The sequence below is a fragment of the Actinoplanes solisilvae genome, from assembly GCF_003999975.1.
Lineage (GTDB): Bacteria > Actinomycetota > Actinomycetes > Mycobacteriales > Micromonosporaceae > Actinoplanes > Actinoplanes solisilvae.
Window position 1 is genome coordinate 75,960 of the sequence record NZ_RJAC01000024.1, and the last position, 13,269, is coordinate 89,228.

Below are 13,269 nucleotides of genomic sequence, written 5' to 3' on the forward strand. Positions count from 1 at the left end.
CCGGACCGCTCCGGCCACGCTTGCGCCGCAGTTTGTCCGGGACAGAAAGGATGGCGGCGTACACACGGGCGACCCGGCTACGGCGCGCTCGGTGTCCGCGCGGGCCGCTCCTTCCAGGCCCGCGCTGCGGCGGCCAACGCTGCCGACACCCAGATGGCGCCGTAGATACCGAGCAGGCCGCGGCCGTAGTTCAGCGGCAGCAGGGACGGGTTGTCGGCGGCCCGGCCCGCGCCGAGAACCAACGGCACGGCCACGATGGTCACCGCCAGGGTGATCAGCAACGCCGCGCGGACCAGGGCGCGCCGCCGCAGCGGGACGAACCGGCCGATCAGCGCTCCGACCCCGACGACGAGCGGCAGCAGGATCGCGTCGTGAGCGATGAGCACCCCGATCAGGAAGAGCAAGGCGCCGCCTTTGACGTCCGGGTCGGCGAGCGCGCCGATCGCCGCGTACGTCATGCTGAGCACACCGGCCCCGATCAGGGCTCGTCGCACGGTCTTCATGGCGCACTCCGTGCCGTGATCCGGCTGACCCATTTGGTCTGGAGCACGCCGGGGCGGTTCGGGGCGATCAGCCGGGCCGGGTACCCGTGGTCCGGGTGCAGCGGCTCGCCGCCGAGCCGCATCGCGATCAGCGTGTACGGATCCCGGACGTGTGTCGGCGGCACCGTCGTGGCGCGATACCGGCCGCGGGCCTCGAGAGACTCGACGTACGCCTCGGCGTCGTCCGGATCGGCGCCGGCCAGCACGACGAGGTCGCGCAGCCGCACCCCGGTCCACGTCCCGATGGAACTCCAGCCCTCCACACAACTGATCGGCAGCGCCACGGTGTGCTGCGGCAGCGCGGCGAGGTCGGTGAGGGCGAGCCGCACCGTACGGGCCGGACCGGCCACGGTCAGCCGATAGGCCGGATCGAACAGAGCGTTGCGGACTCCGGCGTCGCCGGCGGTCTTGTTGACCGGAACGTTCTGCGGCCCGCTTCTTGGCCGGCGAGGTGCGAGCACCGAGACCGGCGCGAGCGGGGCGATCGTCTGCCCGGCGGTGGCCAGGGTGATGATCCCGGCGGCCGCGCCGGCCGCGCCGAGCAGCCCGCGGCGGGTCAGCCCGCCGTCGATGACGCGGTCCGGGGTGGGCCGGGTCAGCGCCGTCCGGATGATCGGAAGTTTGACGCCGATGTGGGTCAGCAGGGCGCCGATCGCCAGCCAGGCCGACCAGTAGTGTCCGGCGGTGAAGAAGAACGGCATCGGCGCGTACCAGCGGGCGATGTTGAGGATGCCACTGATCAGCTGGAACAGGGCGGCGGCGACCAGCGCGGCGATGCTCGCACGTTCGATCATGTGGGCGAGGTTGCGTACCGGAGGCCAGCCGAACAGCCGCGGATAGACCGACCACAGCTTCGCGCCGAGCAACGGCACCGAGGCCAGACCGGTCGCCACGTGCACGCCCTGGGTGACGCGGTAAAGGTTGACCGGCCGCGACGGCCAGACGAACCAGGACGGCGGGTGCTGGATGAAGTGACTGATCAGCCCGGTCACGAAACAGACCGTGAAGGCGACGGCGAGAGCCGATCCGAGCAGGCTGGTCAGCCGGGGTGAACGCAGCCGGGACTCGAACGCGCCGCGCCGCAGCGGCCCGCGGCGCAGGGTCGCCGGTGGCGGGGGTAGGGGCGTGTTGAGCCAGGCGTGTCCCCGCCGTGCGAGCCCCACTATGCCGGCTGCAAGGTCGCGAACCATCGGTTCGCCTCCGTCCAGGTCGTCAGGGTGCGCAAAGCCGCCGCCGAGGCGATTGCCGGTAGGTCGTCTACACCGAGCACGGCCCACCGGAACGGTTCGCTCGGCCGGGCGTCGTCCGCGCTGAGCCGGGCCCGGCCCGACCAGCTGGGTGTGCCCGGCCCGGCGACCTCGACGTGCAGCCGGCCGTCCGCGGCGAGCAACTGCCGGCAGCGGCGCAGCAACCGGGCCGGGTCGCCGCCGATACCGATATTGCCGTCGGCCAGCAGGAGGTGCCGCCACCTACCTTCGCCGGGCAGGGGTGAGAAGACGTCGCGGCGCAGTGCGGTGGCGCCGCGGGCCCGGGCCAGCCGGATCGCCTCGGCGCTGATGTCGATGCCGAGGGCCGGGTGACCGAGACGCCCGAGGGCGTAGGTGAGCCGGCCCGGGCCGCAACCGACGTCCAGGGTCGGTCCGGAGCACCGGTCGAGCAGCCGGCGATCACCGGGAAGGTGGGGCCGGTTCCAGGACGCGGCGTCGACCTGCTGCCGGGCCCCAGTCTCGTCGTGGACCGTCAGGACCACGGGCCGGCCGGCGGCGGCGCCGGCGAGGGCCCCGTCGAAGACCGCCAGGGCGCCGGGGAGCGTCGTGGACGGGGCGGTCATGCGCCGAGCTCCGCGGTCACGGTGGCGGTGAACCTGCTGCCGGGTGGGCACAGGGCGGCGACCACTCGCGCCGCGGCGACGGTGTCGACGTCGGTCAGCGAGGGGAGGGCGGCGACCCGCAGGCCGCGGTCCGCCAGCGCGACCAGGGTGCGCGCGCCGGTCTCGGCGGTCGACATGGGCACCTCCGGCAGCACCTGCGCGTGAGACGGGTCCTTCAGCCCCAGCGCCCACCAGCCGCCGTCCTCGGCCAGGCCCAGCACGGCGTCGACGTCATCCCCGCCCAGGGCGGTGATTGCCCGTGCGAGCAGCCGCGGGCCGGCCTGCGGGGTGTCCATGCCGATCAGCAGAGCGGCCCGGCCCGGCACTGCGGTGTCGGCGTAGGCGTACGCGAGACGTTCGCCGAGCCGGTCGCCGCGCTGGACCACCCGGCTCCAGCCCGGCGGGGCCGGGAGATCACCGTCGACGACCAGGGTTCGCCCGGCCGCCGGGGTCGCCGAGACCGCGTTCACGGTGTCGACGAGAGCCGCGGCGGCGATCCGGGCCGCCTGGGCCGGCGTGCATGGTGGACACAGCCGGGTCTTGACCCGGCCGGGTACCGGCGTCTTGGCCAGGACCAGGATCTGGGCGGTCATCGGGCCAGCACCGCGCTCATGTCGCGGATCGCGCGGGCTGTTCCTCGCACCGTACCGGTGACCTTGGATCTGGTTCCCGCGGTCCGGCGGTGATACGCGACGTCGACCTCGGCAACTGTCCATCTGGCGCGGGCGGCGGCGATCAGCAGTTCCAGCGGATAGCCGAAGCGGCGGTCGCGCAGGCCGAGCGAGAGCAGGTCGTCGCGCCGGGCGGCGCGCATCGGGCCGATGTCGTGCACGTTCAGCCCCGTGGTGCGGCGCAGACGGCGGGCCAGCACGGCGTTGGCGAGCCGGGCGTGCGCCGGCCAGGCGTCGCGGTTGACGGGGCGGCGCCGGCCCACGGCGAGCCGCACGGCCCCGGCCCGCACGGGGTCGGCGACGAGCGGCAGGTCGGCCGGATCGAACGAGCCGTCGGCGTCCATCACGCAGACGACCCCGTCGGTGGGGTCGGCGGCTAGGAGCCCGGCGTGCACGGCCGCGCCGTAGCCAGGCTGAGGCACGGTCACCACGGGCACGCCGAAGTCCCGCGCCACCTGGGCCGAGCCGTCGGTCGAACCGTTGTCGGCCACTATCGCCCGATATCCGGCCGGCATCCGGCCGAGCAACCGTCGCAGAGCGGGAGCCTCGTTGAGACAGGGCAGTACGACATCGGTCATGACCGACGAAGTTAGCGGCGCCGTGGCGCCCGGAACGACGGTTCGGCATTACCGATCGCTTACGTCCACGGCAGTCCTTACGAACCGCTGACATGTTCGTCCACGGTGGCCTCCGGGAGCCGCGAAGCGCCTACGGTCGTTCGCGTGACCCACGTACTCGTGACCGGCGGCGCCGGTTTCATCGGCACCCACGTGACTGCCGCCCTGCTCGACGCCGGACACCAGGTGCGCCTGCTCGACTCCGCCCATCCCGCCGCACACTCCGGCCCGCTCCCCCTCGACATTCATGGCATTCCCGTGCTGCGGGCTGACGTCCGCGACCGTACCGCCGTGACAGACGCGCTGCGCGGGATCGACGCCGTCGTACACCAGGCCGCCATGGTTGGCATGGGCGTCGACCTGGACGACCTACCCGACTACGTCGGCTGCAACGACCTCGGCACCGCCGTCCTGCTCGCCGCGATGGCCCGCGCCGGCATCCACCGCCTCGTGCTGGCCAGCTCGATGGTCGTCTACGGCGAGGGCGCCTACACCTGCCCGGCCGACGGCCCGGTCCGCCCGGCGGCGCGGGACGTCGCGGATCTGGCCGCGGGCCGCTTCGAACCGGCCTGCCCGGCTTGCGGACGGGAGCTGGTCCCGGCGCTCGTCGACGAGGACGCCGTGCTCGATCCGCGCAGCGTGTACGCGGCCACCAAGCTCGCCCAGGAACATCTGAGCGCGGCGTGGGCCCGGCAGACCGGCGGCTCGGTGGCCGCGCTGCGCTACCACAACGTCTATGGGCCGGGCATGCCGAAGGACACCCCGTACAGCGGGGTCGCGGCCATCTTTCGATCGGCGCTGCAGGCCGGGCGGGCCCCGGCGGTCTTCGAGGACGGCGGCCAGCGGCGCGACTTCGTGCACGTGTCCGACGTGGCCCGGGCCAACGTGGCCGCCCTGGACGCACCGGCCGGGTTCCGCGCTTACAACGTGGCGTCCGGTCGGCCGGCGACGGTCGGTGAGATGGCCACGGCGCTGGCCGAGGCCGTCGGCGGGCCCCGTCCGGTCGTCACGGGCGACTTCCGGCTCGGCGACGTGCGGCACGTCGTGGCCTCGCCCGCCCGGGCCACCACCGAGCTGGGTTTCACGGCCAGGACAGACCTGCGGATTGGGGTCGCCGAGTTCGCCCACGCCGCGTTGCGCGGATGAGGGTGCGCGGCGCCGACCTCGCCGCAGCGGGCGCCGCACTCGGCCTGGTAGCGCTGTCCGGGCTGGCCGGCGGAATCCTGTATCTCGCCGGGCACCCGGTGCACGCCAGCTCCGCCCCGTTCACCGCCCACTGGCTGCCCCACCTCGGCCCCGGCACACCGCTCGCGGTGGCCACCGCCGTACTGGTGATCTGGCACGGCCCACGCCTCGCGGCGGCCCTGCCCTGGCGACGCCTGCTCGGTCTCACCTACGCGGTGGCCGCGGTCTGGATTCTGTCGCTCGCACTGGTGGACGGATGGCGCCGTGGTGTCGCGGACCGGCTCACCACCCGCCACGAATACCTCAGCGAGGTCGGCGGGGTCATCGACGTACGCGCGATGCTGCGCGGCTTCACCGGCCGCATCCTCGACTTCCAGCCGGACTCCTGGACCACCCATGTCGCCGGGCACCCACCCGGCGCACTTCTCGTGTTCGTCGGCCTCGACCGGGTCGGCCTCGGTGGGGGCGGCTGGGCGGCGCTGACCTGCGTGGCGGTCGGCGCGCTGTGCGCGGTCGCGGTACCGGTCACGCTCCGGGCCCTCGGTGACGAGGTCGCCGCCCGCGCCGCCGTCCCGTTCCTGGTGCTGTTTCCCGGCGCGGTGTGGATCGGTGTTTCCGCCGACGGGCTGTTCGCCGGAGTCACCGCCACCGGCCTGGCCTTACTCGCCGTCGCCGCGCGCCGGAACAGCCTGGTCATCGGCCTCGGCGCGGGGCTGCTCCTCGGAGGGGGCCTCTTTCTCTCGTACGGTCTGGTCCTGCTCGCCGTGCCTGCGCTGGCCGTCGTGCTCCTCGCCGGCCGTCTCCGGCCCGTGATCGCGGCGTTGGCCGGGGCTGCCGTCGTCGTGACAGCATTCACCCTGGCCGGCTTCTGGTGGCTGGACGGCTACCACCTCGTCACGGTCCGGTACTACCAGGGCGTCGCCAGTGTCCGCCCGTACGCGTACTGGATCTGGGCCGACCTCGCACTCGTGGCCGTCTGCGCCGGACCGGCCGCCGCCGTGATCCTGCGCCGGGCCGCGATCAAGCGTCCCTGGCCGCGGCCGGTCGTTCTGCTGCCGGCCGCGGCGCTGCTGGCGATCCTGGCCGCCGACGTGTCCGGCTACAGCAAGGCCGAGGTGGAACGGATCTGGCTGCCGTTCGCCGTCTGGCTGCTCGCCGGCGCCGTCCTGATCCCCCCGGCCGGGCGCAGGTTCTGGCTCGTCGCCCAGGCCGCGGTCGCCCTGCTGGTCAACCATCTGCTGCTGACCACCTGGTGACGATCGTAAGAATCTGGAAAGGTCTCCGAACCGATCACACGGCACTGGTTCGGTAGCGTCAGAACGTGGCCCATGTGCTGGTCGTCGACGACGACCCGACCGTCAGCGACGTCGTCCGCCGCTACCTCGAGCAGGACGGCAGCCGCGTGCGCCTCGCCGCCGACGGCCTGACCGCCCTGGCCGCGGTCGACGAGGAGCGGCCCGACCTGGTCGTCCTCGACCTGATGATGCCCGGCCTGGACGGCCTCGAGGTCTGCCGGCGGCTGCGGGACCGGATGCCCGACCTGCCGGTGGTGATGCTGACCGCGCTCGGCGAGGAGTCCGACCGGGTCCTCGGCCTCGAGGTCGGCGCCGACGACTACGTCACCAAGCCGTTCTCGCCGCGGGAGCTCGTGCTGCGTGTCCGCTCGGTGCTGCGCCGCAGCGCACCCGCGGCCGAGCCGGCCCGGCTGCGCGACGGCGACCTCACCGCCGACACCGGACGCCGGCTGGCCCACCTCGGCGACCGGCCGCTGGCGCTGACCGTCCGCGAGTTCGACCTGCTCGTCTTCCTGCTGCGCCACCCGGCCCGGGCCTGGTCGCGCGCCGAACTGCTCGAACAGGTGTGGGGCTGGAACTTCGGCGACCAGTCGACGGTCACTGTCCACGTCCGCCGGCTGCGCGAGAAGATCGAGGCCGATCCAGCGGCGCCCCGGCGCATCCTCACCGCCTGGGGCGTCGGCTACCGATACGAGCGCACCCATGACTGATCTGATGCTCATCGCCCTGTACGCCCTGTTGGCCGGGGGGGCAGTCGGCGCGGCCGGAATGGTCGTCCTGCGCCGGCTCACCGGCCGCTCGATCGCGGTACACATCGCGGTCCTGCTCGTCGTCACCGTCACCGCTGTCGTCGCCGGCGTCGTCACGGTCGCCCAAGCCATGTTCCTGTCCCCGCACGACCTTCAAGTCGTACTGCTCACCGTGGTCGCCGCCGCCCTGGTCAGCCTCGCCGTCGGCGCCACATCCGGCCGGCGCCTCGCCGCGTCCGCCATGTGGTCGGCCCAGGCCCGCGACCGGGAACGCCGACTCGAGGCCGGCCGCCGGGAACTGGTCGCCTGGGTCTCGCACGACCTGCGCACACCGCTGGCCGGGTTGCGCGCGATGGCCGAGGCCCTGGAGGACAAGGTCGTGGCCGACCCCGCCGCCGTCACCGACTACCACCACCGGATCAGGGTCGAGACCGACCGGATGACCCGCCTCGTCGACGACCTGTTCGAACTGTCCCGGATCAACGCCGGCGCGCTGCGGCTCGCCCTCGCCCAGGTCCCGCTCGGCGACGTCGTCTCCGAAGCGATCGCCGCCACCGCGCCGCTCGCCGCGCACCGCCGCATCCGCCTGGTCGCCGCCGAGTCTGGCTGGCCGACCGTGCTGGCCAGCGAGCCCGAACTCGCCCGGGTGGTCACCAACCTGCTGGTCAACAGCGTGCGATACACCCCGCCCGACGGCACCGTGCACATCGAGGCGGGTCACGACGACCAGGACTGCTGGCTGGCCGTCACCGACACCTGCGGCGGCATCCCCGACGCCGACCTGCCCCGCGTCTTCGACGTCGCGTTCCGCGGCGAACGCGCCCGCACCCCCACGCCCGCGGGAACCTCCGGCGGCGGCCTCGGCCTGGCCATCGTCCGCGGACTGGTCGAAGCACACGGCGGTCAGGTCGGCGTCGGCAACACCGGCACGGGCTGTCGCTTCCTCGTCCGCCTGCCCAGCACGCCGGCCCAGGTCACCCGGCGCCCGGCCCACCCTGTCACCTGACGGCAACGCCGTCCTGGAAAGGCGCGCCGCGCAGTCCCCCTTCGTCCGGCCTACTTCCGCTTCTCCCGTAAGCGAATCGTAAGCCGATTCGTCTGGCGGCCAACAGGTCGTGCGGCTTGACTGAAATCGTGATTCGCCGTCTTCTCCGCAGGCCCGCCACCTGGATCATCGTTGTAGCGCTCGGCATCAGTGGCGCAGGTGCGTCGTACTGGTTCCAGCCTTGGCGGTTGTTCACCGACACGGTCGTGGCGGACACCCTTTCCTCTGCCCCGCAGCCGTCTCGGTCCCTCGCCGCATCTGCGAGCGATCCGGCGGCGTCGGCGGTCGTCGCGGAGGGTACTTTCGTCACACACGAACACGACACCAGCGGCACGGTCCGGATGGTTCGCAACCCGGACGGCAGCCACCAGCTGGAGATCGCCGGATTGGACACCAGCGACGGCCCCGACCTGCGGGTGTGGTTGTCCGACCAGCGGGTTCGGACAGGCACGGCCGGCTGGCGGGTGTTCGACGACGGCCGGTACGTGGAGTTGGGCAAGCTCAAAGGCAACCACGGCGATCAGGTGTACCGCCTGGCCGCCGGTGTCGACCCGGCGGCGTTCCGCAGTGTCAGCATCTGGTGCAAGCGATTCGCCGTCTCCTTCGGTGCCGCGGAACTCGCCTTCGGCTCGTCGTAGGATGTGTTCCGCCTGGTCAAGGCCAGCAACGGAAGGCTCAGCGTAGCGAAGCAGCGGCCAGGTCGGCGTCCGGCGGCGGGTTGCCGCAGCCGGCTCGGCACCCGAGACCTCCGGCATCGACGAGACCGTTAACGCCTACCTTATGGCCCGGCCCGGCCGGCCCGTTGCTGCGCTGGCCCAGCAGGATCCGCTGCGAGCAGCGCACGAGGTCTTCGCGCGGCACGAGTCAGGTGGCAAGGTCCCGGCGTCCGTAGGTTGCCAAGCCGACAACGCAGCCGATGCCGCCCAACAACAGCATGATCGCGGCCGCGGTCACCTGTGGTCCTTCAGCCGGCACCCGGGCGAGGTGGGCGAACGGGGACAGCTTGGCGATCCATGCCGGGGCGTCGATGCTGTCGGCGAGGATCAGGAGGAGGAAACCGCCGACGGTGGGCAGGGCGGCGATCCATCCGATGAACTGTGGCGCCACGCCGAGCGCGAGCACGGCCGCACCCAGTCCCAGCAGGGCGACCGGGAGTACGTTGAGTGCCCCGGCCAACGCTTCCGTCAAGCTCAGCGGTGCCCCGGACACGACGGCGCCCGCCGCGACGGCCGCGCCGGCCACCAGCGTCAGGGCGACCGATCCGGCCGTTGTGATCAAAACTTCCGCGCCCGCAGCGGAACGCCGGGTCCTAGGACCGGCGCACAGCAGCGTCCAGCGGCGACCGGTCTCGTCGGCGTGCAGGGCGGTGATGCGGGCGGTGGCGAAGCCACTGACCGGCAGGGCGAGCAGCGCAAACAGGGTGGCCGCGTAGCCTTCCACGGCGTCCAGACCGGCGAAGCCCGCCCGGGCGGCGAGGTCGGCGAAGTGCGGGTTGTCGGCCAAGAAGGTAATCATCGACTCGGCGATCAGCCCGATGAGCAGGAAGTACGCGCCGATACCGGTCGCCCAGCCGGCCAGCGGCCGCAGCATCCGGCGCAAGGCGAAAGCCGGCACCGAACCGAGCAGTGCGAACCGGGGTGGCCGGCCTGCGGCCGGGGTGACCCATCCGCCGCGCACGTCGCGCCGGCCCGCGAGGACCGCGGCCACAGTTACAGCAGCGGTCGCCGCGGCGAGCACGAGCAGGGGCAGCCACCGGTTGGTGTCATAGGGGCGGCTGAGCCCGGTCAGGCCGAACGGGGTCAGCCAGCGCACCCAGCCCAGCTGGGGGGCGCCGTCACCGACCATCCGCAGCATCAGTCCGACGGCCAGCACGGCGACCGCGCCGCCGGTGGCAGCGGATCTCGCGGTGAAGACCTGCGCCGTCAAAGCGCCGGTGCCGGCGAAGAACATGCCGATCAAGGCCAGACCGCTGCCGTGCACGACGGCACCGGCGGGGTCGGTGCCGGCGACGAGCAGCGCGACGGTGGCGGCGGCGCCGGCGATTGCGGCGGCGGTCAGGAGCACCACGAGTTGGCGTCGCAACAGGTGGCGGGCGGTGAGCGGACCGGACAGGAGCAGGTCGACGCGGCCGGCGTCCTCCTCGCCGCGGGTGATCCGGGTCGTGGCGAGCAGAGTCCAGGCGCCGATCAGGACGGCCAGGAAGATGCCGGTACGCCAGACGGTGAAGCCGCCGGGGTCGGCCAGGTCGGTAGGTTCACCGAACAGGGTGCGGATAGCCGGGTTGCCGGCCAGCGCGGCCAAGGCCTCGGCCTGAGCCGGGCTGCTGACCGTACTGGCGTGGGTGCCTGCCACCAGTGCGGACATGGCGGCGGCCAGGACTGCGACCAGGGCCGCGCCGCGGCGTACCTGCCGAACGGTCAGCGCGGTGGCCGTCCGCCCTGGCCGGGAGACCATGTCGGTGAGGTTCGTAGTGCTGGGGGCGGTGTCGATGGTGGTCATCGGCCGGCCTCGCCGTAGTAGCCGAGGAAGATCTCCTCGAGGGACGGCTCCCGGACGCTCAGCGTGGCCACGTCGGCGGCGGCGAGGGCCTTCAGGGCCGGGGCGGGTGGACCGGTCAGGGAGAACCGGATCCGTCCCGCGGCGACGGTGTCGATGTCGTCCACTCCGGTCACCGTACTCAGGTCGGGCTGCGCGCCCGTGAAGCTGACTTCGATCTCGGTGCGGTGCAGCCGGCGCAGGTCGTTGACGGTGGCGACCTCGGCCAGTTGCCCGGTGCGCAGGATCGCGACCCGGTCGCAGACGGCCTCGACCTCGGCCAGTTGGTGGGAGCTGAGGAAGACGGTCTGGCCGCGGTCGCACGCTTCGCGTACGGCGGTGCGGAATTCGCGTTCCATCAACGGGTCGAGGCCGCTGGTCGGCTCGTCGAGGATCAGCAGTGGGGCGCGGGTGGCGAACGCCGCGACCAGGGCCACCTTCTGCCGGTTGCCGGTCGAGTATGTGCGGGCCGGCTTGTTCGGGTCGAGACTGAACCGGTCGACCAGTTCGGCCTGATAGGCCCGGTCGGTGCCGGGCCCGGTGCGGGCCAGCAGCTCGAGGATCTCCGCGCCGGTCAGTTGCGGCCACAGCGCGACATCGGCGGGCACATAGGCCAGGCGCCGGTGGGTGACCGCGACGTCGGAGGACGGGATGCCGAACAGGTGCGCGGTACCGGCAGTCGGCCGGGCCAGCCCGAGAAGCAGTCTGATGGTGGTCGATTTGCCGGCGCCGTTGGGGCCGAGGAAACCGAACACTTCCCCGGCGGCGACGTGCAGGTCGAGCTGGTCGAGGGCGCGAACCGCACCGTAATGTTTGGTCAAATTGTCGGTGCGCACAGCAGCGGCACTCATGGCGGCGGCCTTTCGAGGGCAGGAACGGACTCAACTGCCGACCAGGCTTCCCGGCGCACCTGAGGCTGACCGTACCCCTCAAACCCGACCGGGGAAAGACACGACGCGCCGCTCAGATCGTGCAGGGCACGTTGGAGCAGGGCTGCCCGTGGCGGACGCGTCGGCCGTCGCCAGAGCTGCTGTCCTTGGCGTCTCGGGTCGTCCTGGCAGTACGACGGCAGGGCCATACCCGGCATTGGGGTTCCGGCCAGGACCGTAGTGACCATCGCAACTCCTGCGCCCCTGCTGCAAACCGGGCGCATGCCGGGAACTTCCACTATCGTGATCGGTAGGTGTGCCGGGAAGTCTGGTCGGCGATTCTGTCAGCGACCCCTGCCGAGGAGACCCCTGTGCCACCGACCAATCCGTTTCGCATGTTCGCCCGCGGCAGCTGGGCCGAGGCCCGCCGCGTCGCCGACATATTGCGAATGGAGACCGTCGGCGGGGTATTGCTGCTGGTCGCCGCGGTCGCCGCGCTGATCTGGTCCAACACGCCCTGGTCGGACCTCTACCACCGGTTCTCCGAGCTGCGGGTCGGCCCCGCTGCCCTGCATCTGGACCTGGCCCTGGCGACCTGGGCAGCCGACGGGCTGCTGGCGATCTTCTTCTTCGTCGCCGGGCTCGAACTCAAACGGGAGTTCGTCGCCGGTGACCTACGTGAGGCCCGCCGGGCCGCATTGCCGGTCGCAGCGGCGGTCGGCGGTATGGCCCTGCCCGCCCTGATCTTCACGCTCATCGCCGTCCGAGCCGGCGGGGACGCTCTGTCCGGCTGGGCCATCCCCACCGCCACCGACATCGCGTTCGCCCTGGCCGTGCTGGCCGTGATCAGCACGCACCTGCCCAGCGCCCTGCGCACCTTCCTGCTCACTCTGGCCGTGGTCGACGACCTGCTCGCCATCACCATCATCGCGCTCTTTTACTCCTCGTCGCTGCACCTCGGGTTTCTGGCTCTGGCCCTGGTCGCCATCGCCGCCTTCGGGTTCCTCGTTCAGCGGGGCATCACCCGCTGGTGGCTGCTACTGCCGCTGGCCGTGGTGGCGTGGGCGCTGGTGCACGAGTCCGGGATTCACGCCACCGTCGCCGGGGTGCTGCTCGCCTTCACCGTGCCGGTCCGCGGCCGCCGCGGCGAGCACGGCCTCGCCGAGCACATGGAGCATCGGTGGCGGCCCATCTCCGCCGGCTTCGCCGTTCCCGTGTTCGCGTTCTTCGCCGCCGGGGTCACCATCGCCGACGCCGGTGGGCTGGGCACAGGGCTGACCAACACCATTACCCTGGCCATCGTCGCCGCCCTCGTCGTCGGCAAGGCCATCGGCATCACCGGGTCCACCTATCTGGTGCAACGCTTCACCCGCGCCCAGCTCGCCGAAGGGGTCAGCTGGTGGGACGTCCTCGGCGTCGCCCTGCTCGGCGGCATCGGCTTCACCGTCTCCCTGCTGATCGGCGAGCTCGCCTTCGGCCTCGGAACCGCCGCCGACGGGTACGCCAAGATCGGCGTCCTGACCGGGTCGCTGCTGTCCGCCCTGCTGGCCGCGATCGTGCTGCGCTCCCGGAACCGCCACTACCGGCGATTGCACGAACAGGAGTCCGCCGACACCGACGCCGACGGTGTTCCCGACGTCTACCAGCAGGAACACCCGACCGCGTGAGCCCAGCTCGCAGGCCGGCGCCGTCCTGACCGGCCGACCCGGGCTCGGCCCAGGTAAATCGTCGGCCTCCTCGATGGTGAACGGGTCCCGGGAGTGGCGCTGTCAGGCCCGTACGTCGTCGGGGGTGGCGGCCTCGTCAGCGGTAGCCGGTCCGCGCGGTGATCGGGCAACGCTGACGGCTGGTCGGCGGCGGCCAAGTCTAATGATCAACTTGCCAAGGATTA

The 13,269-nt window shown here is 72.3% G+C and carries 13 protein-coding genes; 6 read left to right on the forward strand and 7 right to left on the reverse strand.

Annotation, left to right across the window (positions count from 1 at the left end):
* Positions 1-77: 77 nt before the first annotated feature.
* From EER30_RS38135 to EER30_RS38155, 5 genes are read right to left on the reverse strand one after another with little or no spacing between them, the layout of a single operon-like run.
* Positions 78-503 carry a hypothetical protein gene (locus EER30_RS38135; RefSeq protein WP_127506214.1) on the reverse strand — a complete coding sequence of 142 codons (426 nt, stop codon included), beginning with the start codon at positions 501-503 and terminating at the stop codon, positions 78-80.
* Complete coding sequence (locus tag EER30_RS38140; RefSeq protein WP_127506216.1) at positions 500-1,732, reverse strand: molybdopterin-dependent oxidoreductase; 1,233 nt, start codon at positions 1,730-1,732, stop codon at positions 500-502. Before EER30_RS38140 ends, EER30_RS38135 begins: the two co-directional genes overlap by 4 nt.
* On the reverse strand, positions 1,705-2,373 hold the full coding sequence (locus EER30_RS38145) for a class I SAM-dependent methyltransferase (protein WP_127506218.1): 669 nt from the start codon (positions 2,371-2,373) through the stop codon (positions 1,705-1,707). The genes EER30_RS38140 and EER30_RS38145 overlap by 28 nt, the downstream gene beginning before the upstream one ends.
* On the reverse strand, positions 2,370-3,005 hold the full coding sequence (locus tag EER30_RS38150; RefSeq protein ID WP_127506220.1) for a TIGR04282 family arsenosugar biosynthesis glycosyltransferase: 636 nt from the start codon (positions 3,003-3,005) through the stop codon (positions 2,370-2,372). The genes EER30_RS38145 and EER30_RS38150 overlap by 4 nt, the downstream gene beginning before the upstream one ends.
* Entirely contained in the window at positions 3,002-3,661 is a 660-nt protein-coding gene (locus EER30_RS38155; RefSeq protein ID WP_127506222.1) for a glycosyltransferase family 2 protein, read from the reverse strand. The genes EER30_RS38150 and EER30_RS38155 overlap by 4 nt, the downstream gene beginning before the upstream one ends.
* A 144-nt stretch (positions 3,662-3,805) precedes the next feature.
* Between EER30_RS38155 and EER30_RS38160 the strand changes: the two genes are divergently transcribed.
* The 5 genes from EER30_RS38160 to EER30_RS38180 all read left to right on the forward strand — a co-directional run bounded on the left by EER30_RS38160 (position 3,806) and on the right by EER30_RS38180 (position 8,612).
* Positions 3,806-4,846 carry an NAD-dependent epimerase/dehydratase family protein gene (locus EER30_RS38160; RefSeq protein WP_240670561.1) on the forward strand — a complete coding sequence of 347 codons (1,041 nt, stop codon included), beginning with the start codon at positions 3,806-3,808 and terminating at the stop codon, positions 4,844-4,846.
* Entirely contained in the window at positions 4,843-6,141 is a 1,299-nt protein-coding gene (locus EER30_RS38165) for a hypothetical protein (protein WP_127506224.1), read from the forward strand. Before EER30_RS38160 ends, EER30_RS38165 begins: the two co-directional genes overlap by 4 nt.
* Positions 6,142-6,206: 65 nt before the next feature.
* The gene (locus EER30_RS38170; protein ID WP_127506226.1) at positions 6,207-6,890 is read left to right on the forward strand and encodes a response regulator transcription factor; all 684 of its coding nucleotides are present in this window, start codon (positions 6,207-6,209) and stop codon (positions 6,888-6,890) included.
* A complete protein-coding gene (locus EER30_RS38175) occupies positions 6,883-7,935 on the forward strand; it encodes a sensor histidine kinase (protein ID WP_127506227.1) in 1,053 nt (350 codons plus the stop codon). The genes EER30_RS38170 and EER30_RS38175 overlap by 8 nt, the downstream gene beginning before the upstream one ends.
* Before the next feature lie 128 nt (positions 7,936-8,063).
* The gene (locus tag EER30_RS38180) at positions 8,064-8,612 is read left to right on the forward strand and encodes a DM13 domain-containing protein (RefSeq protein WP_127506288.1); all 549 of its coding nucleotides are present in this window, start codon (positions 8,064-8,066) and stop codon (positions 8,610-8,612) included.
* A 226-nt stretch (positions 8,613-8,838) separates the two neighbouring features.
* Here EER30_RS38180 and EER30_RS38185 read toward each other — a convergent pair whose 3' ends face one another.
* Both EER30_RS38185 and EER30_RS38190 read right to left on the reverse strand, forming a co-directional pair.
* Positions 8,839-10,473, reverse strand: a complete 1,635-nt coding sequence (locus tag EER30_RS38185; protein WP_127506229.1) for an ABC transporter permease — start codon at positions 10,471-10,473, stop codon at positions 8,839-8,841.
* Positions 10,470-11,360 (reverse strand): ABC transporter ATP-binding protein, encoded by an 891-nt coding sequence (locus tag EER30_RS38190; RefSeq protein WP_127506231.1) that lies wholly within the window; start codon positions 11,358-11,360, stop codon positions 10,470-10,472. The genes EER30_RS38185 and EER30_RS38190 overlap by 4 nt, the downstream gene beginning before the upstream one ends.
* Before the next feature lie 413 nt (positions 11,361-11,773).
* Between EER30_RS38190 and nhaA the strand changes: the two genes are divergently transcribed.
* Positions 11,774-13,045: a Na+/H+ antiporter NhaA gene (gene nhaA, locus EER30_RS38195; protein ID WP_127506289.1), complete on the forward strand. Its 1,272-nt coding sequence runs from the start codon at positions 11,774-11,776 to the stop codon at positions 13,043-13,045.
* Positions 13,046-13,269: the final 224 nt, after the last annotated feature.

What these genes read in the sequence shown, in the direction of transcription:
- EER30_RS38135 (WP_127506214.1), bottom strand. Translation starts at nt 503, where the DNA reads ATGAAGACCGTGCGACGAGCCCTGATCGGGGCCGGTGTGCTCAGCATG.
- EER30_RS38140 (WP_127506216.1), bottom strand. Translation starts at nt 1,732, where the DNA reads ATGGTTCGCGACCTTGCAGCCGGCATAGTGGGGCTCGCACGGCGGGGA.
- EER30_RS38145 (WP_127506218.1), bottom strand. Translation starts at nt 2,373, where the DNA reads ATGACCGCCCCGTCCACGACGCTCCCCGGCGCCCTGGCGGTCTTCGAC.
- EER30_RS38150 (WP_127506220.1), bottom strand. Translation starts at nt 3,005, where the DNA reads ATGACCGCCCAGATCCTGGTCCTGGCCAAGACGCCGGTACCCGGCCGG.
- EER30_RS38155 (WP_127506222.1), bottom strand. Translation starts at nt 3,661, where the DNA reads ATGACCGATGTCGTACTGCCCTGTCTCAACGAGGCTCCCGCTCTGCGA.
- EER30_RS38165 (WP_127506224.1), top strand. Translation starts at nt 4,843, where the DNA reads ATGAGGGTGCGCGGCGCCGACCTCGCCGCAGCGGGCGCCGCACTCGGC.
- EER30_RS38175 (WP_127506227.1), top strand. Translation starts at nt 6,883, where the DNA reads ATGACTGATCTGATGCTCATCGCCCTGTACGCCCTGTTGGCCGGGGGG.
- EER30_RS38185 (WP_127506229.1), bottom strand. Translation starts at nt 10,473, where the DNA reads ATGACCACCATCGACACCGCCCCCAGCACTACGAACCTCACCGACATG.
- EER30_RS38190 (WP_127506231.1), bottom strand. Translation starts at nt 11,360, where the DNA reads ATGAGTGCCGCTGCTGTGCGCACCGACAATTTGACCAAACATTACGGT.
- nhaA (WP_127506289.1), top strand. Translation starts at nt 11,774, where the DNA reads ATGTTCGCCCGCGGCAGCTGGGCCGAGGCCCGCCGCGTCGCCGACATA.